Origin of the sequence: Gramella jeungdoensis, from assembly GCF_023805255.1 — a bacterium.
Lineage (GTDB): Bacteria > Bacteroidota > Bacteroidia > Flavobacteriales > Flavobacteriaceae > Christiangramia > Christiangramia jeungdoensis.
In genome coordinates this window covers 636,242-659,319 of sequence record NZ_JAMSCK010000002.1, presented here as the reverse complement: position 1 = coordinate 659,319, position 23,078 = coordinate 636,242, and the positions used below count along the sequence as shown (strand labels likewise).

Genomic DNA, 23,078 nt, shown 5'->3' with positions numbered 1-23,078 from the left:
CCTTCTTTCCTATTCACCTACTGTGTATTTACAGACTTTTTTTTAAGTGTGATCATTTATAAACTTAGCATGTTGATATGATATTTGAACTGGACAACGTGGAATTGAGCTTTAACGGAAAACAAATACTTTACGGTCTTTATATAAAAGCTGAAACCGGCAGAATTACGGGCATACTTGGATCTAACGGTTGTGGAAAAACGAGTTTATTAAGAATATTCTTCGGGAACCTTTCCTGCAATAACAAACTGGTAAGGATAAACAATAAAGGAACCCTGAAGAAATTGTATTCTATTGAAAATGTAAAGTTCTTATCTCAAACCAATTTTCTACCAAATATTTCACTGAAGAAACTTTTTAATATCTACAGAGTTTCCCTTGAAGAGTTTACAGAAAAACTTCCCTCTTTCCGGATTTATAAAAATTTCAAACTGAATGAACTCTCCGGCGGAGAAAAAAGAATGGTGTCTATCTGGTTAACCATAAAAAGTGACGCAAAACTGGTACTACTTGACGAACCTTTTACTCATCTCACCCCTGTGTACACAGAAATTATAAAGGAAGAACTCATTAATGAAAAGAAAAATAAGGCAATTCTCCTAACCGATCATTTATACAAAGATATCATGGAAATATCTGATGAGCTGTATTTTATCAAAGATGGTTGTTCCAGGGCTGTCAGCACCACAGATGAACTCGAGAAATTGGGTTATGTAACCACTCCTTAATACTCAAAATCACCATGAGCACTCTTAATGCTAAGCTTTTTAGAATCTGAAGCTTCTACCCTGCCAATGATCTGAGCATCCACACCAAATGATTTGGAGATTTCAATAATTTCGGAAGCGATATTTTCATCTACATAAAGCTCCATTCTGTGTCCCATATTAAAGACCTGGTACATCTCTTTCCAGTCGGTCTTGCTTTCCTGCTGAATAAGTTTGAATAATGGCGGAGTATCAAACAGATTGTCCTTTACAATATGAAGCTCATCAATAAAGTGTAGGATCTTGGTCTGAGCCCCTCCGCTACAATGCACCATCCCATCTATCTTTTCACTTCCAATTTGCTGAAGAATCTTTTTTATGATTGGCGCATATGTCCTGGTAGGAGAAAGCACAAGTTTTCCGGCATCGATTGGACTGTCTTCCACAGCATCGGTAAGTTTTTTGGTTCCGGAATAAACCAGTTCTTCAGGAATTGAACTGTCAAAACTTTCAGGGTATTTGTCGGCCAGCAGTTTCGAGAATACATCATGGCGTGCAGAAGTAAGTCCGTTACTTCCCATCCCCCCATTATATTCCTTTTCATAAGAAGCCTGTCCGAAAGACGCAAGTCCAACGATTACATTCCCAGGTTTAATATTGGCATTATCAATCACTTTATCTTTCCTCATCCTGGCCGTAACCGTGGAGTCAACAATGATTGTTCGTACAAGATCACCTACATCGGCAGTTTCACCACCAGTGGAATGTATCTCCACTCCAAATTCCTTTAATTCAGAAATAAGTTCTTCGGTACCATTAATTATGGCTGAAATAACCTCGCCGGGAATCAGGTTCTTATTCCTTCCAATAGTAGAAGAAAGCAGAATATTATCTGTCGCGCCAACACATAGAAGGTCATCAATATTCATGATAAGCGCATCCTGGGCAATCCCTTTCCACACTGAAAGGTCACCCGTTTCTTTCCAGTACATATAAGCAAGAGAAGATTTGGTTCCGGCACCATCGGCATGCATTATAAGGCAATGATCAACACTCCCGGTTAAATGATCGGGAACGATCTTGCAGAATGCTTTAGGGAAAAGCCCTTTATCTACATTCTTAATTGCATTGTGCACATCTTCTTTTCCGGCTGAAACACCGCGACCTGAATATCTTTTGCTTACTTCCTTACTCATGGATTATTTCTTAGAGTTGTCAAAGATAATTAGTTTAAACAGTTCTTGTAAATATTGAAGGGATTTTAAAGAAAAAAGCCACGCTTTTGGGCGTGGCTTGAAAAATTCTTTTTCATAGCGAATTATCTTGTAAACAATAACTCTCTGTATTTGGTTAGTGGCCAAACTTCATCATCTACAAGTATCTCAAGTTTATCACAGTGATATCTTATCTCATCAAAGTAAGGCTTCACATCATCACAATATGCAAAGGCTCTTTCTTCTACATCTTCCATCTTGTTTGCAACTTTTCTGGCTTCAATCATTGCATTTACTTTGGAATTGATAGTTGCAATATGAGCTGATATACTCTCGATTATTTCCAGCTGTTCTTTAGAATGTCTTGCAAAGTCTTCTCCATAGATATCCTTAAGTCCACGTACGTTTCTTATCAGGATGTTCTGATATTTTATCGCGGTAGGAATAACATGATTTCTGGCGATATCTCCAAGCACACGGCCTTCAATCTGAATTCTCATGGCATATTCCTCGAGCTCGATCTCGTGACGGGCTTCTATCTCGGTCTTGTTCATCACCTCAAGTTCTTCAAATAACTTGACAGTGCTTTTGCTTACCTGAGCTTTAAGTGCTTTAGGCGTGGTGCGGTTATTACTTAGGCCACGCTTCTCAGCTTCTTTCTCCCATTCATCAGAGTAGTTATTCCCTTCAAAACGGATCTTTTTAGATTTTTTGATATACTCTCTAAGAACGTTGAAGACAGCATCATCTTTCTTCATCTTCTTGTTCTTAATAAGTTTATCCACCTCTACCTTGAATTCTTTTAACTGCTTGGCAACAATACTGTTAAGTACGGTCATGGCATTAGCACAGTTAGCAAGAGAACCTACTGCACGGAATTCAAACTTATTTCCTGTAAAAGCAAATGGTGAAGTACGGTTTCTATCGGTATTATCAAGAAGTATTTCTGGAATCTTACCAACCACATTCAGTTTAAGGTCTGTTTTCTCCTGAGGAGAAAGTTTACCATCAGTTACTTTTTCAAGTTCATCAAGAACTTTGGTCAACTGCGATCCTATAAATACTGAAAGAATTGCCGGTGGAGCCTCATTCGCACCTAAACGGTGGTCGTTTGATGCACTCGCAATAGCAGCTCTAAGCAGCTCTTCATGATCGTAAACCGCTTTGATAGTATTTACAAAGAATGTCAGGAACTGAAGATTCTTCATTGGTGTAGAACCGGGAGACAGCAGATTTACTCCTGTATCGGTCGCAAGAGACCAGTTGTTATGCTTACCACTACCGTTTATACCAGCAAATGGCTTTTCATGCATCAACACACTAAGATTATGTCTTTCTCCAACCTTTTTCATCACATCCATGATCAATGAATTATGATCTACTGCAAGATTCGCCTCTTCAAAGATCGGGGCAAGCTCAAACTGATTTGGAGCAACCTCATTATGACGGGTTTTTACAGGAATACCTAATTTCATACACTCTATCTCCAGATCCATCATAAAAGCGATAGCTCTTGAAGGTATAGATCCAAAATAGTGATCATCAAGCTGCTGCCCCTTGGCAGGTGAATGTCCTAAAAGAGTCCTTCCGGTAAGAGTTATATCTGGTCTTGAAGCTACCAGTGCAGAATCTATAAGGAAATATTCCTGCTCCCAGCCTAAAGTGGCATTTACTTTCTTTACGTTCTTATCAAAGTATTTAGCAACATCGGTAGCTGCATGATCTACAGCCTGCAAAGCTCTTAATAAAGGTGTCTTGTTATCTAAAGCTTCTCCTGTATAAGAAACAAATACAGTTGGGATACAAAGCGTAGTTCCCCAGATAAATGCCGGAGAAGTAGGATCCCAGGCGGTATATCCACGAGCTTCAAAAGTATTTCTTATTCCACCACTAGGAAAACTGGACGCATCAGGCTCCTGCTGAACTAACTGACCACCTCCGAATTTTTCTATGGCAAGACCTTCACCAAGAGGTTCAAAGAATGAATCATGCTTCTCTGCAGTGGCTCCGGTAAGAGGCTGAAACCAGTGAGTATAATGGGTAACTCCTTTAGAGATCGCCCATTCTTTCATCCCGGTAGAAATATGATCGGCAACAGAGCGCTCTATTTTTTTGCCTGTTTTCATAGCCTCGATCACATTATTATAAGCTTCTTTAGTAAGAAACTGTCTCATTACAGTTTCATTGAACACGTTAGTTCCGAAGATATCGGATCTTCTGGATGGCTCATCTACCTTGACAGCCTTTCGGTTCAAAGTTTCCTTGATTGCTTGAAATCGTAAAGTTGACATATTAATTTTTAAAAATTTAAGTTGTTGATAATCTCTTTATTAGCTTTTTGTTGCTCAAATTCTTCATCAGAAAGCCGATTTTAATAAAAAACACCGGCCTGAAGTTGCGAATATAGGGTATAAGAATTGAATAATTAAAAAATAGAGCCTTAAAAAATACTAAATTCCAATTTTAACCCCCTATTTTTTAGGGTTGACATAAAAATTAACTCAATTTTACACTTTAACACCCCGTAATTAAAGGGGTTTAAGATTTAATTAATATTTTTGGTGCTTTACAATTTTCAATTAAAACAATAATGAATTATGAGCAGCAAGGCAAAACTTGAGTACATTTGGTTAGATGGTTATTACCCTACCCAAAACATGCGGAGCAAAACCAAAATTGAAGATAACTTCAGTGGTAAGCTGGAAGATTGTCCAATATGGTCTTTTGATGGTTCTTCAACCAAGCAGGCCGAAGGAGGATCTTCAGATTGTCTATTGAAGCCGGTGGCGATCTATCCCGATCCGGCACGTAAAAATGGTTATCTGGTAATGTCTGAGGTTCTGAACTCAGATGGAACTCCACATGAAACAAATTCAAGAGCGACTATTAATGACGAGGATGAGGATTTCTGGTTCGGATTCGAACAGGAATATTTTATTATGGACACCAAGACACAGCTGCCTCTAGGTTTCCCTATGGGCGGATATCCAGGACCTCAGGGAATGTATTATTGTTCGGTGGGCGGACTTAACACTCACGGAAGAAATCTTGTGGAAGAGCATGCAGACCTTTGCCTGGAAGCAGGGATTAACTTTGAAGGAATCAATCAGGAAGTAGCAAGCGGACAGTGGGAATTCCAGGTTTTTGCTAAAGGAGGTAAAAAGGCTGGAGACGAAGTTTGGGTAGCACGTTATTTGCTGGATCGACTTACCGAGAAATACGGATACTATATTGAATACCACCCAAAACCAGTAAAAGGTGACTGGAATGGTTCTGGTATGCACTGTAACTTCTCTAATACTCTTTTACGTACGGCTGGTTCTAAAGAGGTGTACGACCAGGTATGTGAGGCATTCAGACCTGTTACTAAAGAGCATATCGCAGTATATGGAGAATACAACGATCAAAGGTTAACCGGGTTACATGAAACCGCATCTATCAACGATTTCACCTACGGAGTATCTGATCGTGGAGCCTCCATACGTATCCCGATTATAACCGTAGAAAAAGGTTATAAAGGATGGCTTGAAGACCGTAGACCGGCTTCTAATGCAGACCCATATAAGGTCGCAGCCAGAATAATTGAAACCGTAGAAAGTGTAAAAGCTGAACCGGTATCTGCTTAGGGAAAATTAAGCTTTGAAAGAGAAAAAGAAAGAACCACCCATCCGGGTGGTTTTTTTATATTATGGTTAAAACGATAAATACTGAATAACCAATTAGCAGAACAAACCCTTCCTTGCGACCCATGCGGGAAAACTTTGGAATTAGAAGTAAGGGTAAAAGGATAAAGGCTATACCAAGCATCCAGAATAAATCGTTTGTGAGGATCTTCTCTGACTGAATACTTATTGGTGTAATAATAGCAGTAAGCCCGAGAACAGATCCTATATTGAAAATATTGGAGCCGATTAGATTTCCAAGGGATATCGCTTTTTCCTTTTTTACCGCCGCGATTAGAGAGGCAGCTAGTTCAGGAACACTTGTTCCAATGGCGATCACCGTAACCGAGATCACCCGCTCACTTACTCCTAATTGAGTTGCAAGATCAACAGCTCCTTTCACAAGAAGTTCGGAACCTCCCCAAAGTGCAAAAATACCTATAAGCAGCCAGATGCTCATTTTGAACCCGCTTACCGAACGCAGTGACACATCCACTTCTTCCGGAATAATAACATCTTTTTTTCGGGAGCGGCCTATCAGAATGACAAGATATAATAGAAGACCAAGCAATAATGCACCTCCTTCTATACGGGTTAATTCAGCATTGCTTAAAAGAAAGAAATAAAGAGCTATAGAGAAGACCATCATTACGGGCCAGTTTATCCTAAAGAAATCCCGATCTACAAACAATGGCGAAATCATCGCCGTAAGACCCAGAACAAGTCCGATATTGGCAATATTAGATCCTATTACGTTACCCAAAGAAATATCCGAAAAACCGTCTATGGCAGCCTGGAGACTCACCAGTAACTCAGGAGCCGAGGTGGCGAAAGACACCACCGTAAGCCCTATCACCATTCGTGAAATATCAAGCTTCAGGGAAAGTGCAACAGAAGACCTCACAAGAAACTCACCTCCTATTACCAGCAGGACAAAACCGATGAGTAAAAAAACAACGCTCATAGAAACAATTTTTGGCGAAGATAGGGATTGCCTTAAATATACCCCAGAATAAAAAATCAACTACTTTTGTAGTTTTTAAACTATTTTTTTCGTTATATTTGAAAACCGAACAAAATAATCCTGTGTTATCATGGAAAAACTAACCAATAAAGAAGAAGAAATTATGAGGGTGCTCTGGCAACTCGAAAAGGCTTTTGTTAAAGAAGTACTGGCCGAGCTAAAAGATCAGAAGCTCCATTACAATACGGTTTCCACGATTATTCGAAATCTCGAAGAAAAAGGATATGTATCTCATAAGGCTTATGGAAAGACCCATCAGTACTATCCTGTGGTAAGCAAGGAAAAATACCGGAAACAATTTATGAACATGGCCACTAAACGTTTCTTTGATAATTCTTTCAAAAACGTGGTGTCTTATTTCGCCAAAGAAGAAAAAATAAGTGCCGAGGAGTTAAGAGAGATTCTTGAAATAATAGAAAATGAGAAAAAATGATGGAAAATTTGCTGATCTATATATTTAAGACCTCTGCCCTTCTAGGCATATTCTATCTGTGCTACCTGTTCCTGCTGAAAAAAGAAACATCCTTCCAGCTGAACAGAAAGTTCCTGATCGCCGGAATCATAATGGCCGCCGTACTCCCTTCAATCTATTTTACAAAAGTGATCTATATACAGGCCAGCACTTCCAGCCTGGACTTTATCCCGGACACCAGCGAAATGATGAATACTCCTGTTGAAACCCAAATTGACTGGTGGCAGATCTCCGGCATCGTTTACCTTTTAGTTACGGGATTCTTCTTACTCAGGTTAAGCCTTCAGTTAACTTCAGTATTAAATATGATCCTTACCAATAAAAAGGTGAAACAAGGAGGTTTCAACTATCTGAAGATCAAACAAAATCAATTACCCTTTTCATTTTTCAATTTCATCGTATTCAATCCGGCGAATCATTCAGCCAGAGAGCTCGATCTTATTCTTGAGCATGAAAAGGTTCATGCGAGGCAGTGGCATTCCGCAGATATTTTACTGGTCAATTTGGCTTCTTGCATTCTTTGGTTCAATCCATTTGCGTGGTTTTATAAACGATCTGTAGAGCAAAACCTGGAATTCATAGCAGATCGTGAAACTGTAAACAATAAAGCACAAATTAAAGAGTATCAGCATGCGCTGGTAAAAGTTTCAATCGCCGATTTAAAACCGGCCCTTACTAATCATTTTTATCAATCATTTATCAAAAAACGAATCCTTATGTTAAACAAAAAATCATCTACAAACAGCCCGGCCTGGAAATTAGGCCTTCTAATGCCATTACTACTGGCCTTTATGCTTTTTTTCAATGTAAAAACCGAAGCTCAGGTAGTAGAAAATGAAGAGTCCAAATCCACGCCCGAACAGGTACAGGCCGAGGAACCCGAGCATGAATTGGAATTCCAAGCCGAAGAAGAGATAGAATTGGAGGAAGAGATCGAAGAGCCCGAAGAAGTTGAAGTAGAGGTTGTGGAAGCTCCAGAGGTAGAGCGGGAGGTTATAAACGCTCCCCGACACAAGCCTACCAGGGAGCTTGGGAACAATCCGCTTTATGTTCTGAATGGCAAGCAGTTCAAAGCCTCCAAACTGAGCAATAAATATATTGGCCTGGATTCAGAATTGGAGGTTCTGATTGGAGAGCAGGCCTTAAACCGCTATGGTGAGGACGCCAGAAATGGTGTGATCATTATTCCAAATGCAGAAATTATCAGGAATTTTGACAAAGAGATGAAAGATATTCGGGAAAAAGACCATTTTAATGGCCGCTATATCCTGGTAGGAAATGATGGAAAACCAAATTTTGTAAATCTCAATGCAGGCAACAGGCTTTCTCCTCCCCGAGCCGTCCATTTTGCTTCAACGAATTCAGGTAAACCCGTTTACGCGGTCAGGAATGTAAGAACCTGGAAAACCAGAACAGTCCCTAATGCTAAAAACACCTACGTAGTAAGAAATATCCGGTCTACAGAATCTAATTCGGACGAGAACCATACTTATGAATTCAGGTCTGGCAACACCAAAACAATGAGTTATAGTCTTTCAGGAAATGCGCCTGTCACATATTCGGCTGGATCAAATGTAAATATCATTACTCAGGATGGAGAACCACTTTATGTAGTTGATGGAGAAGTACAGGATAAAGATTTTGACAAGAACAGCCTGAAACCTAACGATATTGCTCATATAAATGTTTTAAAAGGAAAAGCTGCCATTGAAAAATATGGAAAGAAGGCTAAAGACGGTGTTATTGAGATACATACAAAAGACAGTGACTATTCAGCCAGCACCCAGAAGCTCATTAAAATACATGCGCAAATGAGCGACTCTGAACTGGAAGCTACCAAAACCAAATTAAAAGAAATGACAGGGATAGAGCTCACAATCGATAATATATCGAGAAATGACGGGCTTATCACCTCTATAAGAGTTCGAAGCGAACTGGACGGTAAACAGATAAGCAACGGGCATTTTGAAGATACCAACAGCATTCCTAATATCTATGTAGGATTAGTAAATGGTAAAGCCGTGGTGAAAAGTACCAGGGATTAACTTAAATTAGAATCAGCCAGTAAAGAAGGATTCCGCATGGGATCCTTCTTTATTTTATAAAATCTCTATCTTTGAGTAAACTACCACCAACCAATGAAAAAGAAATTCTTTAAAATGCTAGCCAGGCTCAATAAGAAAGTCCTGCCGAGCTATTCAAAGAAAAGGCTTGATCTGCGAAAAGCCAGCAAACTGCAGATGGCAATTATCGGCTGGAAATTATGGGTCACTAAGAATTCTCTTGACTAGGAATAACTAATCAGAGAGTTCACCTGATAATTTTTCAACTTATCGACACCATTTAGAAAAGCAAGCTCCACCAGGAAATTGCACTGAACTATCTCTCCCCCACATTTCTCTATCAGCTTACAGGTAGCAGCCGCCGTTCCTCCCGTAGCCAGAACATCGTCATGCAACAATACCATTTCGCCTTTTTTTATTGCATCTTCATGTATTTCCAGGGTATCGGTACCATATTCCAGTTCATAATCTTCGCGATGTGTATTATGAGGTAATTTTCCGGGTTTCCGAACGGGAATAAAACCCGCTTTAAGTTTTTCAGCCAGCAAAGTAGCAAAGAAAAATCCGCGTGACTCTATTCCAACCACCTTGTCTATATTGGTATGTGGCAAATTCTGCATAAAAAGTTTTACTGCCAGATCCATAGCCTCCGGATCAAGCAGAAGCGGTGTAATATCTTTATAACTGACTCCTTTTTTTGGAAAATCGGGTACTTCCCTAACGTATGATTTTAAATTCATTTATTACATTTATACTGTTACTGCATTGTTTAGGTATCTTCGGAAGGGTAACATTTCTTTATACACTTCTATCACTTTTTCCTGAAAATCATCCTGCTGAATTTCTTTTTGGGTAAACCTGTGCATTACCGCAAAGCTTTTATTCCTCAATAGATCTATATGCTTATGATCTTTGGAGTAGCTCTTGGGTGATGTCTTCAATTTATCATCTTCCAGAAGGTCTTCAAATGTTTGCCTGAAGGTCTTTTTGTTTATGATCTTTTTGAATTCATCCCCGTTATAATCGATTGCCGCTCTAATACTGTCCAGGGTACTTTTCTTAGGCCGGTAAAATCCTCCAGCCACAAAGCTTTCATTGATTCCTATATGTATATAAAAATCTCCTTTTCCCTTCTCCTTATCCAGGCCGGCCCCAAAATGATCTTTATAGACTGGTTTATCAGGATGGAACAGCAAATTATTATTTATTCGGTTTATCGCCTGTTTTCCCGTAGTGGGAGAATAATCGGGATCTATCCCGGCAAGACGGATATCCATTTTATTGAGCCAGTCAATAAAAAAATCGCGAACCTCATGATATTCATCCCGGTGCTCATCCATCCACTCCTTGTTATTATTCCGGTTAAGTTCCCGAAGAAATTCAAATAATTTTCTGAAGCTCATCATTTATTTTTAAAGATATTAAACACTCTGTAAACATTAGACTTTAAGGACTGATTTTAATAATCAGATATTCGAACAACCTGATTTACAATCAAATGAATCCATATAAAATTTGATTGAGTCAAGATAGCCGAATGTTTTTTATTATATTTAGAACAGCCTAATCATAAAAACCCAGCCAAATGAAATTTGAGAAACTGGGGGATTTTATATACATCCCTAAACTCACCGGCACCCCACTTGAGGGTAAAAAGAACATTAAATTCAATTACTATCTTTCCAGCAGGGTTAATGGCAAACTTATAGATCTCGACATTACCACCAAACTTTTCGATCAGGATCAAATGTATATCCGTAAAGCCTGCTACAGGGTAAAACTTGGAGAGATTGAGAATTGTGTAAAGGCGAACTTAATAGATCATATGAAAAGCCTGGGAATGGATGAAAGCAACATTCCAGAGTCACTTATGGCACCCGGTTATAGTCGGGTCAAAAAGACTACAAATCAAAGCGCTTTCAGTGATTAACTTAAACATCCTTCGGTAAAAAAGCCCGGTCCCTGTGATCGGGCTTTTTTATTTTCAAACCCGACAACAACAGTCAATACCCTGTTTAACAGAGTTTTACACTTGATTGTTTTATATGAAATTTAGCCTTGTCAATATTTTAGGAAAGCTTATTTTTGCAAAAATTTAACGCTCACTTAAAGCAACACAAAAAACTAAACATGAAACGACTATTACTGCTATTAATCGTAGCAATTGTTAGTGTTGTATCTGTAAATGCACAGGTTACAACAGCCGAAATCACCGGTGAAGTATTTTACGAAGAGGGAACTCCCCTCCCCGGTGCCAATGTAACAGCCGTACACACACCAACCGGAACCACTTACGGAGCCGTTACTAATTTTGACGGAGGATTTAACCTACTAAACCTTAGGGTAGGTGGACCTTACAAAATATCGGTAAGTTATGTAGGATTTAAAACTTCAGTTCTTGAAGGAATTGAATTAAACCTGGGACAAACTTACAACGTAGAGATCGAAATGATCTCAGACGAAACCCAGCTTGATGCAGTGGTGATCACTGCACAGAGAAATCAGATCATCAATAGTGATCGTACCGGAGCCGAAACCAACATTGGAAGAAAGGAACTAAAGACCCTTCCAACCATTTCGAGATCGGCTTCAGATTTTTACAGACTGGATCCAACAGCATCAAGCAACGGATCTTTTGGAGGAAGAAATGACCAGTTCAACAACTTTAGCCTTGATGGTTCCATATTCAATAACCCGTTCGGACTGGACGCTGCAACTCCAGGTGGACAAACCAATGCGCAGCCAATTTCCCTTGACGCTATTGATCAGATCCAGGTATCTACAGCACCATACGATGTTACTCAGGCAGGTTTTACAGGTGCCTCTGTAAATGCCGTAACCAAGAGTGGTACAAACAATATTGAAGGAACTGTTTACGGATTTTATCGTAATGAAGACATGACCGGGTCTAAGGTTAAAGGTGATGACATCATCGTTCCAGACCTGAAACAGGCCCAGTACGGAGTAAGTATTGGTGCCCCGATTATTAAGGACAAACTATTCGTTTTTGCCAATTTTGAAAAAGATGACCGAAAGGATCTTGGAGCAAACTTCGTAGCAAGCAGACCTGGATTAACCGGCGAAAATGTTTCAAGAGTATCTGCCGAAGATCTTGAGTATGTTTCAAGTTCACTGGCTTCTTTAGGATATGAAACAGGTCCTTATGAAGGTTATACACACGAGACCGCTTCAACAAAAGGTATACTAAAACTGGACTGGAACATCAACCAGGATCACCGTCTTGCATTCATCTACAACTTTCTGGATGCTTCCAGAGACCTGCCGGCACACCCGGAAGCGCTTGGAAGACGAGGGCCAGACCTTACTACCCTTCAGTTCAGAAACTCAGGTTATACCATCAATAATAAGATAGACTCATGGCTGGTAGAGCTTAACTCAAGTTTCGGAAACAACATTTCCAATAAATTCCAGGCAGGATATACTTTCTTTGACGACAGCCGTGATCCTTTCTCAGCTCCTGCTCCTGCAATCAGCATTCAGGAAGATGGAGTTCGTTACATTGTAGCTGGTCATGAACCATTCTCTATAAACAACAGACTGGAGCAACATGTTTACCAGATCACAAATAATCTTAACCTGGTAGCTGGAAACCACACCTTCACCTTTGGAGGTAGCTTAGAAAAATTTGAATTTGACAACTCCTTTAACCTTGGAGCTTATACCTATTTTAATGATAACGGAGGTGTTGGAGCTTTTGCGCCCGATTTTACTAGCGTAAGAACCAATCCGGCGAATCCAGGAGGCAGTTTCCAGGAAGCCATAGAAAATGGTCTTATTGCCGAGGCACTTGCCAATGCTCAGAATGTATTCGATACAAGAAATGCCAGTGACAGCTGGGCACTTGCTGAAACCAATGTGGGTCAGCTTGCCTTTTATGCTCAGGACAGATGGAAAATCACCGATGACTTTACTTTTACATACGGATTAAGGGTAGACAAGCCTTTATATTTTGATACACAGGATAAGATCCGTGAGAATATTGAGCGCCTGGCGGGAGGAACATTCCCTGATGGAGACTATCAGCCAGAGATTACTTACTACAATGAGAATGGTGAGCCTACTAAACTTAACAGTTTAGACCTGCCTTCGAAAGATATTCTTTGGTCTCCCAGATTAGGCTTCAACTGGGACGTAATGGGAGACAATTCCCTACAGCTTAGAGGTGGATCTGGAATTTTTACTGGTAGACTTCCATTCGTATGGATTGGAAACCAGGTTGCCAACCCGGCATTCTATTTCTATCAAACCACTGCCCCTGACTTTCAGTTCCCGCAGGTGTGGAGAAACAGTTTAGGTGCCGATTACAGATTTGAGAACGGGCTTGTTGCCACTACCGACCTTATCTATACCAAAGACATCAATGCTCAAATGGTTAGAAATTACGGTCTCGCTACTCCAAGTGGAACTCTAAACGGAGTAGATAACAGGGCTATTTATCTGCCTGAAGACAGAGCTCTTAATGAATTTGGCGGCCCTGCCAACGCATATGTTTTCACTAATACTGATGTTGGGTATTCATTTAACTGGTCTTTTAAACTTGCGAAGAATTTCGAAAAGGATTTTTACGCGAGTATTGCCTATAACTACTTAAAGGCTGAGGATGCCAGTTCAATTGAAGCTGAGATCTCAAGTGATGCCTACGCCAGAAATCCTATTCTTGGAAATGCGAACAGAGCAGTAAGTACTCCTTCCAAATACGGGGATAAACACAGGATCGTTGGTCAGTTGAACAAGCAATTTACTTACGGGCAAGATGACCGCTGGAGAACTTCTATCGGTGCATTCTATGAGTATGCTCAGGGAGCCAGATTTTCTTATACCTATTCAGGGGATATCAATAATGACGGTTCAGGTTTGAATGACCTGATCTATATACCTACCCAGTCTGAACTGCAACAATATACGTTCAGTGGAGACACCTCTGAACAGGAAGCACAAAGACAGGCCTTTGAAGCTTACATTCAGCAGGATGATTACCTGAGTGAAAACCGTGGAAACTATGCCGAAAAGTATGGTATTCTCAGCCCATGGAGAGGCAGATGGGATATAAAGATCCTTCAGGATTACAACTTTAAGGTTGGTGGTGACAAGACCAACACCATTCAGTTAAGTCTTGATATTCTTAACTTCGGAAACCTTCTCAACTCTGACTGGGGAGTTGTACAGATCCCGGTGAACGATCAGCCAATCGGAGTTACAGTGGATGAGAACAATTCACCGGTTTATACTTTTGGAACAGATCAAACAAGAACCTTTGCCTATGATTTCAGTCTGACATCAAGATGGCAGGCTCAGGTAGGATTACGATATATTTTCTAATACTTACCTCAATGGTATATAAAAAAGCAGCCTTTTAAAGGCTGCTTTTTTTGTCTATACTGGTAATGTTTGTTCCATTACCAAGAAAATAAAATGATTCCCCTTAAATTTGCCTTCCTAACCAATACCAATGGCACAAAAATCCGTACAGCTGGGTCTTAAAGAGAACTGGCGTCAGTTCGTTCTACTTGTAATAATAAACGCTTTTGTTGGAGGAATGATAGGCCTTGAAAGAACGATCTTTCCCGAGTTCGCCTCTTCAGAATTTGGTATAGCTTCCAAAACAGCCATTCTTTCATTTATCATAGCTTTTGGAATTACCAAAGCAGTTTCAAATTATTTCGCCGGAAAACTTGCCAATAAGACGGGCCGGAAAACTTTATTGATTATTGGCTGGTTAATAGCAATTCCCGTTCCCTTAATTTTAATTAATGCATCCCACTGGAACTGGGTGATATTCGCGAACATTCTCCTTGGGATCAATCAGGGATTGGCCTGGAGCAGTACAGTGGTGATGAAGATAGACCTGGTGGGAGAAAAGAATCGGGGCCTGGCGATGGGACTCAATGAATTTTCAGGCTATTTTGCAGTAGGCGTAGTGGCCTTTCTTTCCGGTTTTATTGCCGACAGATATGGCATCACCCCCTACCCTTTCTATTTAGGAATAATTATATCGGTGTTGGGCTTAATCATGACGATTTTCTGGGTGAAAGACACCAAACACTTTGTACATAAGGAACATTCCACAAGTACAACCGGGGATCTTCAGAATGTCTTCAAAGAAACCACCTTTACCAATAAGACCCTGAGTACTGTAACCCAGGCAGGTCTTGTAAACAACCTGAATGATGGAATGATCTGGGGACTGCTCCCAATAATCCTGCTTTCCTTAAATTATAGCACTGACAATATCGGGATCATTGCCGCGATTTACCCAACGGTATGGGGGATCGGGCAGTTGTTCACCGGGAAGATGTCTGATATCTATTCTAAAAAAGTCATGTTATTCTGGGGAATGCTACTACAGGGAATCGCCATTTTAGCAATTCCATTTACCTCCAGTTTTTTCCTGCTGGCCTCCCTTTCGGCAATATTAGGATTAGGTACGGCCCTGGTATACCCTACTTTTCTTTCTACGATCGCCCAGGCAACTAGTCCGAATCAACGAGCAGAGAGCATTGGTACATTTCGCCTCTGGAGAGACCTGGGATATGCAATTGGAGCAGTGATATCGGGGATCACGGCAGACTTTTTCGGAGTTACCTATGCCATCTTATTAATAGGAGTAATTACAATAATATCCTCAATTATTATTAAGGTAAGAATGCCTTCAATTTAAATGTCCTTTTATCATCTACTATGCATGATGAAAACATTAAAACTGGAAGACTTCTATGAACTTTAAAACCTCCATATTACTTGAAAACGAAAGGCTTTATGTTCAACCTCTTGAAATAAAGCATTTCAACGACCTCAAGCCTATAGCCCTTAATCATCCCGGGCTTTTAAAATATTCTCCTTCTCCCTTTGGAAATGAAGAAAACCTGAAGGCGTACATTGAAAATGCCATCTCAGAGAGAAGAAACCAAAGAAGATATCCGTTTGTGATATTTGATAAAAAACTGAACAGATTCACAGGAAGCACTAGCTTTGGAAACATCTCGATAAAAGATAAAAGACTGGAAATAGGATGGACCTGGCTGGATCCAAAAGTCCAGGGTACCGGACTAAACAAATCCTGCAAACACCTCCTGCTTCAGTATTGCTTTGATCAAATAGGTTTTGAAAGGGTTGAATTTAAGATAGACAGCCGGAATCTGCAATCCAGGAGAGCGGTCGAAAAGATCGGGGCTATATTTGAAGGTGAACTGCGAAGCCATACTCTTATGGCTGATGGATTCAGAAGAAATACGGTTTATTACAGTATTCTGAAAAAGGAATGGCAGAAATTAAAAGAAACTATCTTTAAGGAATTCAACGAAAAGAACTACTAGGTAATTAGCCAGCAATAACTCATCCTATCAATGCGAAAAGAATTTCAGGTTAGAAATGCGAAGCCAGATGAATTTCAGAATATTGGCAGATTATTGGTCAACACTTATTCAAAGCTGGAAGGATTCCCTAAAGAAACCGAGCAGCCAGCATATTATAAAATGCTTGCCAATATTGGAGAATTTACCAGAAGACCTAAAACAGAAGTTTTGGTGGCGGTCTCTGAAGAAGGAGAAATTGGTGGCGCGGTGGTTTATTTTAGCGACATGCAATATTATGGATCCGGAGGAACAGCCACTCAGGAAAAAAATGCTTCGGGATTCCGCCTTCTAGCCGTAGATACTAAACACCTTGGCCAGGGAATCGGGAAAATCCTCACCAGGGCCTGTATAGAAAAAGCTAAAAAAGATGGCAATAATCAGGTAGTCATTCATACCACTATGTCTATGCAAATCGCCTGGAAGATGTATGAAAATCTCGGTTTTAAAAGGTCTGAAGATCTGGATTTCATGCAGGAGGCCCTCCCTGTTTTTGGTTTCCGTCTAAGCTTAGATGCAATCATTTCTGATTAAGAATTAAAAAATCTTTAATTTTAGAAAATAGATCTGAGATCAGCTTTTTTATACTTTAATTAACCAACATCAATCCCATGAAATTCCTTCTTTCTACTTTAGTTTTTCTGCTCTTTTTAAATATTTCCTTCGCCCAGTCCCCTGAACAAAAACTTAAAGATATGGGCATTGAACTCCAGGAAGTCACCGAGCCATCTGCTAATTTCGTTAAATGGAGGAAGGTTGGCAATCTGCTCTTCCTTGCCGGAGATGGAAGCGAAATGAAAGGTAAACTGGGAAAAGATCTGACCGTAGCAGAGGGATATGATGCCGCCCGACAAACCGGTGTTGATATCATTTCAACCTTGAAAGCTGCATGTGGCGACTTTGGTAAAATAAAGCAATTCGTAAAAGTTCGGGGAATGGTAAATTCCACTCCAGACTTTTATGATCAGCCAAAAGTGATAAACGGATTTTCAGACCTTATGGTAGAGGTATTTGGAGAGAAAGGCAAACATGCAAGGGCCGCGGTTGGACATTGCTCTCTTCCTTCTAATATTGTCGTGGAGATAGAGGTGGTGGTGGAATTAGAAGAGTAGAAAGTAAAGTCAAAATATATATAACTGCATAAGCCTTCATCTTAATCGTTAAGAGAATATTTTATTCCTCTCTTTACATTTTTCATTTATCTCAGATTTATAAATATTCAATTACCAAGGAAAAATTTTATCACAATTTCATTCCATTTACTCTTTTATGCTGATTTAATAAAACTAAGTATTTTTACTTATTTTTTCAGAAGAATATTCATTTTTTTAATCCTCAATATGTATTTTTGGTGCTAACAGGTTGATAATTAAAGTATCTCCTGTAAAATGAAAATATTATGGCACAGGAAAGAATAGATTGTAATACTTGCTCGAATGAGAACTGCCTGATAAAAAAACATCTTTCAGCCAGCTTGATGCAGAAATCTGTTGAAGGACGATCTACCATCGCCTGTAAGAAAGGACAGCAATTCATTATGGAAGGTTCACCGGTGAATGGATTGTATTTCCTTTACAAAGGAAAAGCCAAGGTTCTTAAGACAGGCATCTATGGTAAGGAACAGATACTTCGGTTTGTAAAACCAGGGGAGATAATGGGACACCGGGGCTATGGAACCAGTAAAAAATATGCAATTAGCGCCCTGGCTATGGAAGATTCTATTCTATGCCATTTCAGTAACGAAAACCTGTATGAGATGCTCCAAAGCATTCCCGCACTCACCTATGACCTGATGCTATTTTACGGAGAGGAGCTGGACCGCTCTGAAACCAAGGTAAAGGCCTTCGCTCAAATGACCGTTAGGGAACGGGTAATAGACACCCTACTTTACATACATAGAAGATTTGGAGAAAACAAACAGGGATTCCTAAGTCTCCTATTAAGCCGAAAGGAAATTGCAGACTATGCCGGGACAACCGATGAACAGGTAATCAGGACCATCTCTGCGCTAAAGAAAGAGAATCATATATATACTTCCGGTAAAAGAATTGCGATTGGAGATGTGAACAAATTAAAACGCGAAATCTCCGAACATAATTACTTTATAGACAGCTAAATCACCAGGCTAAGTAATCCCATCCAACACCGCTAAACACTGATTTAAAGAGACTTACAACAAAAACATGCTTTTTCGCATGTTTTTTTGTGCTAAAAAGACTGGGCAAACATAGTTTTTATCATAATTCATTCCTTTTAATACTTATACATTTGTCAAAACTACGTATCAATACGTATTAGTATAATTATTTAAAAGAAAAATTATGAAATCATTATTTAGATCACTCGGCTTGATGATATTCTTTCTCATCGCCTCCTGCGGAGAAAACACCAAAAAATCTTCAGGCGAAGAAAGCGACGAACTGGCTCTTTCAAGCAGTAAAACAGTACAACTTGAAATTGAAAAGCCTCAGCTAACCTTCGGGTTTATCAAACTAACGGATATGGCTCCCCTAGCCATCGCCAAGGAAAAAGGCTTTTTTGAAGATGAAGGTCTCTTCGTTTCTGTAGAGGCTCAGTCAAACTGGAAAAACGTTCTGGATCGCGTTATTGACGGTCAACTTGATGGATCACACATGCTTGCCGGCCAGCCTATCGCGGCAGGAGCGGGATTTGGAAGGCAGGCAAAACTAGTGACTCCGTTCTCTATGGACCTCAACGGAAATGGAATTACAGTTTCCAACGACGTCTGGTCTAAAATGAAACCCAATGTTCCATTAAACGAAGAGGGTAAACCGGCACACCCAATTTCAGCCGAAGCATTAAAACCGGTAATATCAGAATATAAGCAAACGGGCAGAGCCTTTAAAATGGGAATGGTCTTCCCGGTTTCAACCCATAACTATGAAATAAGATACTGGCTGGCCGCAGCGGGAATAAATCCGGGGATGTACACAAAAGATAACATCCAGGGGCAGATAGATGCCGATGTGCTACTTTCGGTAACTCCTCCACCTCAAATGCCGGCAACCCTTGAAGCAGGAACCATTCATGGTTATTGTGTAGGAGAACCCTGGAATCAGCAGGCAGTCTTTAAAGGAATAGGTGTACCTGTAGTCACCAACTATGATATCTGGAAAAATAACCCGGAGAAAGTATTTGTGATGACCAAAAAATTTGTGGAAGAAAACCCAAATACGGCTATCGCGGTAACAAAAGCTCTGATACGTGCCGGAAAGTGGCTAGATGAACCGGGTAATCGTGATGAAGCAGTAAAGATCCTTTCAATGCCTCAGTATGTTGGTGCAGATGAAGTGGTACTTGCCAATTCAATGACAGGAACCTTTGAATTTGAAAAGGGTGACAAGCGTTCTATGCCAGATTTCAATGTCTTCTATAAGTATAATGCCACCTATCCATTCTATTCAGACGGGATATGGTTCCTAACGCAAATGAGAAGATGGGGACAGATCCCTGAAACAAAACCGGCTGACTGGTATGATGAAACTATCAAAGATATCTACCGTCCCGATATATGGAAAGAAGCGGCAAAACTATTGGCCGAAGAGGGTCATATCCCGGCTTCTGATATTCCTGAAACAGATGGATATAAACCGGCCACTTCCGAATTCATTGATGGTAACACTTATGACGCCAAAGATCCTATTGGTTATATCAATAGTTTCAAAATTGGTAACAAAGACGAATCCTCACTTTAAAAAAACGTATCATGAAACAAAGCATCACATTGGGCAAAGTAACTGAATATGTAGAATCAGGTGCTTTCACATCATCCGTTAAAAGTTTAGGTAAAAAGACCCTGAAATTCAATTCGAAGAAGTTCTTAAGGAACATTATTATCCCATTATTTTCCATCCTTATATTCATAGGAGTATGGCATCTGGGATCCAGAGCCCTCTTCAATATGGAAGCCGATTATAAAATTGAAAAGGCATTAAATGAGCGGGGACCTGAAGCTGCAGCCGAAGTTGAAAGCTGTATAATATCGGGTAACATTGCCTGCCAGCCAAATACCCTGCCTTCTCCTGTGCAGGTATGGGAATCATTTCAGTCCCTTATTGCCGATCATAAAGCGATAAGGGCCGACAAACGGGCCTTTGTGGAAAAAACTGCGATACTCAACGAGAAACGTCTGGCAGAAGGAAAAGAACCTATTACCTATACTGGAAGACCTTCATTCGTAGACCAGATCCTTACCAGTTTAGAAACGGTATTTGCAGGGTTTTTACTGGCACTGTTCATAGCAATCCCCATCGGGGTGATAATAGGCCTCAGTCCTACTCTGCGAAGTTCATTTAACTGGCTAATCCAGATTTTCAAACCGGTATCCCCGGTAGTTTGGCTGCTTTTGGTCTTTATGATCGTAAAAACGATGACCAAGGACTCGAATTCTGATAGCGCCTTTATCATCTCTTTTATTAGCGTAGGGCTATGCTCCATGTGGGCTACACTTGTGAATACCGCAATGGGAGTATCATCTGTAGATAAGGATTACATAAATGTTGCCAGAGTTCTGAAATTAGGATCTCTGCAAAAGGTATTCAAAGTGATTTTACCCTCATCCCTTCCTTTGATTTTCACGGGCTTGCGAATCACCCTTTCAGTCGCCTGGATGGTGCTTATCGCCATTGAGTTACTTGCTCAAAGTCCGGGCCTTGGCTCCTTCGTATGGGAGGAATTCCAGAACGGTGCCACAGATTCTAATTCAAAAATCATAGTCGCGATGTTCGTAATAGGGATCATAGGTTTCTTGCTGGACAGGATCATGCTTACCATTCAGAACATGGTATCATTCAACAAGAATGAAGGAGTTTAATCTAAAAGAATAAAAAAATGGCATATCTCGAACTAAAGAATGTAAATAAGACTTATGGACAGGGTAAGGGAAGTACACAGGTGCTTTCTGATATCAACCTGGAAATCGAGGAAGGAGAATTCGTGGCCATAGTAGGATTTACCGGAAGCGGAAAGACCACATTGGTAAACCTAATCAACGGATTACTGGAACCTAGCAGCGGAGAGGTACTCTTTAAAGGAAAGCCGGTTAGAGGCACTAGTCATGAGCGTGGAGTGATATTTCAGAATTATTCGCTACTCCCATGGCTTAGTGTTGGACAGAACGTATACATGGCCGTTAAAGAAGCTTTTCCAAAAGAAAATAAACAGCTTCTTCACGAAAGGGTAAAGGAATATGTAGATATGGTAGGGCTTACTCCTGCCTATAACAAACGTCCCAAGGAGCTCTCAGGTGGAATGCGTCAGCGTGTTGCAGTGGCCAGAGCACTGGCTATGAATCCCGAGATGATCATCATGGATGAACCCCTGGGCGCCCTTGATGCACTTACCCGCGGAAACCTTCAGGACGAAATCCTGAACATCTGGAGCAAAAATAAACGTACAGCTCTTCTTATAACCAATGATGTTGATGAAGGTATTTATATGGCAGACCGTATAATTCCCCTAAAACCGGGACCAAATGCCACATTGGGACCTGAATTCAGAATCGATATAGAACGTCCCAGAGATAAGACTGAGTTAAACGACAACCCGAACTTTAAGAAAACAAGGAACGCCATTATCGAATATCTGATGGATATAGGAGATCAACGTAAAGCCATTTCTCAAAAGGAATATAGCCTTCCAGATATAAGCCCGAAAGGCTTTGTGGCCTAACCTTAAAAACTAATAAAATGAGTACAGCAACTATAAAAGACAATAAAAAGGCTGAGATCACTGAGAACGGAATTTTTTATCCATCGTCAAAGATCATGCTGGACCTTGACGATCTTAAAAAGGTTTATCCAACCCCAAAAGGTGACTATGTAGTACTTGAACACCTAAACCTTCAGATAATGAGGGAAGAATTTGTGACCATTATCGGCCATTCCGGATGCGGAAAAACTACAATGCTCTCTATGATAGCAGGTCTTAACCCAATTTCAGGGGGAAGAATAGCCGTCCTGGGAAATCCTATAAAGGGTCCGGGGCCCGATCGCGGAGTGATCTTCCAATCGCCAAGCCTTATGCCATGGATGACCGCACTTCAAAATGTACTACTGGGTGTAAACCAGGTCTTTCCACATGCTAGTAAAAAAGAGAGGCACGAGATTGCCAAATATTACTTGCAGAAAGTAGGGCTTGATGGTGCTTTTGACAAGAAAGCCTCTGAACTTTCTCAGGGCATGCAACAACGTGTTGGTATTGCAAGAGCCTTCGCCATTAAGCCAAAAGTCTTGCTGCTGGATGAGCCTTTTGGAATGCTGGATTCCCTTACACGTGGAGAGTTACAGGACATCCTAATTGAAATATGGAATAAAGAAAAGATAACCGCCGTAATGGTAACACACGATGTTGATGAAGCCATTTTTCTTGCAGATCGTGTGGTGATGATGACCAGCGGACCGAGAGCCAAAATTGGCGATATCCTCAAAATTGATTTTCAGAGACCACGTACCCGTAAAACAGTGCTGGAACATGAAGATTATTACACATATAGAAAACATCTTATAGACTTCCTAGAACACTAATAATTAATCTTTAACTAAAAA

General features: G+C 40.3%; 21 protein-coding genes. 16 read left to right on the top strand and 5 right to left on the bottom strand.

Annotated elements, in window-relative coordinates; genetic code table 11:
• The first annotated feature begins 77 nt into the window (after positions 1-77).
• Positions 78-728: an ATP-binding cassette domain-containing protein gene (locus tag NE848_RS07025; protein ID WP_252111853.1), complete on the top strand. Its 651-nt coding sequence runs from the start codon at positions 78-80 to the stop codon at positions 726-728.
• Here NE848_RS07025 and NE848_RS07020 read toward each other — a convergent pair.
• Both NE848_RS07020 and NE848_RS07015 read right to left on the bottom strand, forming a co-directional pair.
• The gene (locus tag NE848_RS07020; protein ID WP_252111851.1) at positions 725-1,903 is read right to left on the bottom strand and encodes an AIR synthase related protein; all 1,179 of its coding nucleotides are present in this window, start codon (positions 1,901-1,903) and stop codon (positions 725-727) included. The two genes, NE848_RS07025 and NE848_RS07020, sit on opposite strands and share 4 nt — an antisense overlap.
• A 122-nt stretch (positions 1,904-2,025) precedes the next feature.
• Positions 2,026-4,212: a glutamine synthetase III family protein gene (locus NE848_RS07015; protein WP_252111849.1), complete on the bottom strand. Its 2,187-nt coding sequence runs from the start codon at positions 4,210-4,212 to the stop codon at positions 2,026-2,028.
• A 306-nt stretch (positions 4,213-4,518) separates the two neighbouring features.
• Between NE848_RS07015 and NE848_RS07010 the strand changes: the two genes are divergently transcribed.
• Positions 4,519-5,547, top strand: coding sequence for a glutamine synthetase beta-grasp domain-containing protein (locus NE848_RS07010; RefSeq protein ID WP_252111847.1), 1,029 nt, complete (start codon positions 4,519-4,521; stop codon positions 5,545-5,547).
• Between the two features lie 55 nt (positions 5,548-5,602).
• On the opposite strand, the gene NE848_RS07005 is transcribed toward NE848_RS07010, so the two are convergent.
• Positions 5,603-6,547 (bottom strand): calcium/sodium antiporter, encoded by a 945-nt coding sequence (locus NE848_RS07005; protein ID WP_252111845.1) that lies wholly within the window; start codon positions 6,545-6,547, stop codon positions 5,603-5,605.
• A 130-nt stretch (positions 6,548-6,677) separates the two neighbouring features.
• Here NE848_RS07005 and NE848_RS07000 point away from each other — a divergent pair, with 130 nt between their 5' ends.
• The 3 genes from NE848_RS07000 (at position 6,678) to NE848_RS06990 (ending at position 9,370) form a co-directional block, all read left to right on the top strand.
• On the top strand, positions 6,678-7,040 hold the full coding sequence (locus NE848_RS07000; protein ID WP_252111843.1) for a BlaI/MecI/CopY family transcriptional regulator: 363 nt from the start codon (positions 6,678-6,680) through the stop codon (positions 7,038-7,040).
• Positions 7,037-9,124: a M56 family metallopeptidase gene (locus NE848_RS06995; protein ID WP_252111841.1), complete on the top strand. Its 2,088-nt coding sequence runs from the start codon at positions 7,037-7,039 to the stop codon at positions 9,122-9,124. The genes NE848_RS07000 and NE848_RS06995 overlap by 4 nt, the downstream gene beginning before the upstream one ends.
• A 93-nt stretch (positions 9,125-9,217) precedes the next feature.
• Positions 9,218-9,370 carry an SsrA-binding protein gene (locus NE848_RS06990; protein WP_252111839.1) on the top strand — a complete coding sequence of 51 codons (153 nt, stop codon included), beginning with the start codon at positions 9,218-9,220 and terminating at the stop codon, positions 9,368-9,370.
• Here NE848_RS06990 and NE848_RS06985 read toward each other — a convergent pair.
• Together NE848_RS06985 and NE848_RS06980 are read right to left on the bottom strand one after the other, a co-directional pair.
• Positions 9,367-9,882, bottom strand: a complete 516-nt coding sequence (locus tag NE848_RS06985; protein WP_252111837.1) for an adenine phosphoribosyltransferase — start codon at positions 9,880-9,882, stop codon at positions 9,367-9,369. The genes NE848_RS06990 and NE848_RS06985 overlap by 4 nt on opposite strands.
• Before the next feature lie 9 nt (positions 9,883-9,891).
• The gene (locus NE848_RS06980; protein WP_252111835.1) at positions 9,892-10,545 is read right to left on the bottom strand and encodes a DUF2461 domain-containing protein; all 654 of its coding nucleotides are present in this window, start codon (positions 10,543-10,545) and stop codon (positions 9,892-9,894) included.
• A 182-nt stretch (positions 10,546-10,727) separates the two neighbouring features.
• Here NE848_RS06980 and NE848_RS06975 point away from each other — a divergent pair, with 182 nt between their 5' ends.
• From NE848_RS06975 to NE848_RS06925, 11 genes are all read left to right on the top strand, one after another.
• Positions 10,728-11,072 (top strand): hypothetical protein, encoded by a 345-nt coding sequence (locus tag NE848_RS06975; protein ID WP_252111833.1) that lies wholly within the window; start codon positions 10,728-10,730, stop codon positions 11,070-11,072.
• Positions 11,073-11,272: 200 nt separating this feature from the next.
• Positions 11,273-14,482: a TonB-dependent receptor gene (locus NE848_RS06970; protein ID WP_252111831.1), complete on the top strand. Its 3,210-nt coding sequence runs from the start codon at positions 11,273-11,275 to the stop codon at positions 14,480-14,482.
• A 130-nt stretch (positions 14,483-14,612) separates the two neighbouring features.
• Positions 14,613-15,821, top strand: coding sequence for an MFS transporter (locus NE848_RS06965; RefSeq protein ID WP_252111829.1), 1,209 nt, complete (start codon positions 14,613-14,615; stop codon positions 15,819-15,821).
• Positions 15,822-15,876: 55 nt separating this feature from the next.
• Positions 15,877-16,476: a GNAT family N-acetyltransferase gene (locus tag NE848_RS06960; RefSeq protein ID WP_252111827.1), complete on the top strand. Its 600-nt coding sequence runs from the start codon at positions 15,877-15,879 to the stop codon at positions 16,474-16,476.
• Between the two features lie 30 nt (positions 16,477-16,506).
• The gene (locus NE848_RS06955; protein WP_252111825.1) at positions 16,507-17,046 is read left to right on the top strand and encodes a GNAT family N-acetyltransferase; all 540 of its coding nucleotides are present in this window, start codon (positions 16,507-16,509) and stop codon (positions 17,044-17,046) included.
• A 77-nt stretch (positions 17,047-17,123) separates the two neighbouring features.
• A complete protein-coding gene (locus tag NE848_RS06950) occupies positions 17,124-17,624 on the top strand; it encodes a RidA family protein (RefSeq protein ID WP_252111823.1) in 501 nt (166 codons plus the stop codon).
• Positions 17,625-17,911: 287 nt separating this feature from the next.
• The gene (locus NE848_RS06945) at positions 17,912-18,628 is read left to right on the top strand and encodes a Crp/Fnr family transcriptional regulator (protein WP_252111821.1); all 717 of its coding nucleotides are present in this window, start codon (positions 17,912-17,914) and stop codon (positions 18,626-18,628) included.
• Between the two features lie 205 nt (positions 18,629-18,833).
• The gene (locus NE848_RS06940; protein WP_252111819.1) at positions 18,834-20,228 is read left to right on the top strand and encodes a CmpA/NrtA family ABC transporter substrate-binding protein; all 1,395 of its coding nucleotides are present in this window, start codon (positions 18,834-18,836) and stop codon (positions 20,226-20,228) included.
• A gap of 11 nt (positions 20,229-20,239) precedes the next feature.
• Positions 20,240-21,346, top strand: coding sequence for an ABC transporter permease (locus NE848_RS06935; RefSeq protein WP_252111817.1), 1,107 nt, complete (start codon positions 20,240-20,242; stop codon positions 21,344-21,346).
• Positions 21,347-21,363: 17 nt separating this feature from the next.
• The gene (locus NE848_RS06930) at positions 21,364-22,203 is read left to right on the top strand and encodes an ABC transporter ATP-binding protein (protein WP_252111815.1); all 840 of its coding nucleotides are present in this window, start codon (positions 21,364-21,366) and stop codon (positions 22,201-22,203) included.
• Between the two features lie 17 nt (positions 22,204-22,220).
• Positions 22,221-23,057, top strand: a complete 837-nt coding sequence (locus NE848_RS06925; protein ID WP_252111813.1) for an ABC transporter ATP-binding protein — start codon at positions 22,221-22,223, stop codon at positions 23,055-23,057.
• Positions 23,058-23,078: the final 21 nt, after the last annotated feature.

Bases quoted from the DNA above. Each gene is read 5' to 3' on its own strand.
- NE848_RS07025 (WP_252111853.1), top strand. From the start codon at position 78: ATGATATTTGAACTGGACAACGTGGAATTGAGCTTTAACGGAAAACAA.
- NE848_RS07020 (WP_252111851.1), bottom strand. From the start codon at position 1,903: ATGAGTAAGGAAGTAAGCAAAAGATATTCAGGTCGCGGTGTTTCAGCC.
- NE848_RS07015 (WP_252111849.1), bottom strand. From the start codon at position 4,212: ATGTCAACTTTACGATTTCAAGCAATCAAGGAAACTTTGAACCGAAAG.
- NE848_RS07010 (WP_252111847.1), top strand. From the start codon at position 4,519: ATGAGCAGCAAGGCAAAACTTGAGTACATTTGGTTAGATGGTTATTAC.
- NE848_RS07005 (WP_252111845.1), bottom strand. From the start codon at position 6,547: ATGAGCGTTGTTTTTTTACTCATCGGTTTTGTCCTGCTGGTAATAGGA.
- NE848_RS07000 (WP_252111843.1), top strand. From the start codon at position 6,678: ATGGAAAAACTAACCAATAAAGAAGAAGAAATTATGAGGGTGCTCTGG.
- NE848_RS06995 (WP_252111841.1), top strand. From the start codon at position 7,037: ATGATGGAAAATTTGCTGATCTATATATTTAAGACCTCTGCCCTTCTA.
- NE848_RS06990 (WP_252111839.1), top strand. From the start codon at position 9,218: ATGAAAAAGAAATTCTTTAAAATGCTAGCCAGGCTCAATAAGAAAGTC.
- NE848_RS06985 (WP_252111837.1), bottom strand. From the start codon at position 9,882: ATGAATTTAAAATCATACGTTAGGGAAGTACCCGATTTTCCAAAAAAA.
- NE848_RS06980 (WP_252111835.1), bottom strand. From the start codon at position 10,545: ATGAGCTTCAGAAAATTATTTGAATTTCTTCGGGAACTTAACCGGAAT.
- NE848_RS06975 (WP_252111833.1), top strand. From the start codon at position 10,728: ATGAAATTTGAGAAACTGGGGGATTTTATATACATCCCTAAACTCACC.
- NE848_RS06970 (WP_252111831.1), top strand. From the start codon at position 11,273: ATGAAACGACTATTACTGCTATTAATCGTAGCAATTGTTAGTGTTGTA.
- NE848_RS06965 (WP_252111829.1), top strand. From the start codon at position 14,613: ATGGCACAAAAATCCGTACAGCTGGGTCTTAAAGAGAACTGGCGTCAG.
- NE848_RS06960 (WP_252111827.1), top strand. From the start codon at position 15,877: ATGAACTTTAAAACCTCCATATTACTTGAAAACGAAAGGCTTTATGTT.
- NE848_RS06955 (WP_252111825.1), top strand. From the start codon at position 16,507: ATGCGAAAAGAATTTCAGGTTAGAAATGCGAAGCCAGATGAATTTCAG.
- NE848_RS06950 (WP_252111823.1), top strand. From the start codon at position 17,124: ATGAAATTCCTTCTTTCTACTTTAGTTTTTCTGCTCTTTTTAAATATT.
- NE848_RS06945 (WP_252111821.1), top strand. From the start codon at position 17,912: ATGGCACAGGAAAGAATAGATTGTAATACTTGCTCGAATGAGAACTGC.
- NE848_RS06940 (WP_252111819.1), top strand. From the start codon at position 18,834: ATGAAATCATTATTTAGATCACTCGGCTTGATGATATTCTTTCTCATC.
- NE848_RS06935 (WP_252111817.1), top strand. From the start codon at position 20,240: ATGAAACAAAGCATCACATTGGGCAAAGTAACTGAATATGTAGAATCA.
- NE848_RS06930 (WP_252111815.1), top strand. From the start codon at position 21,364: ATGGCATATCTCGAACTAAAGAATGTAAATAAGACTTATGGACAGGGT.
- NE848_RS06925 (WP_252111813.1), top strand. From the start codon at position 22,221: ATGAGTACAGCAACTATAAAAGACAATAAAAAGGCTGAGATCACTGAG.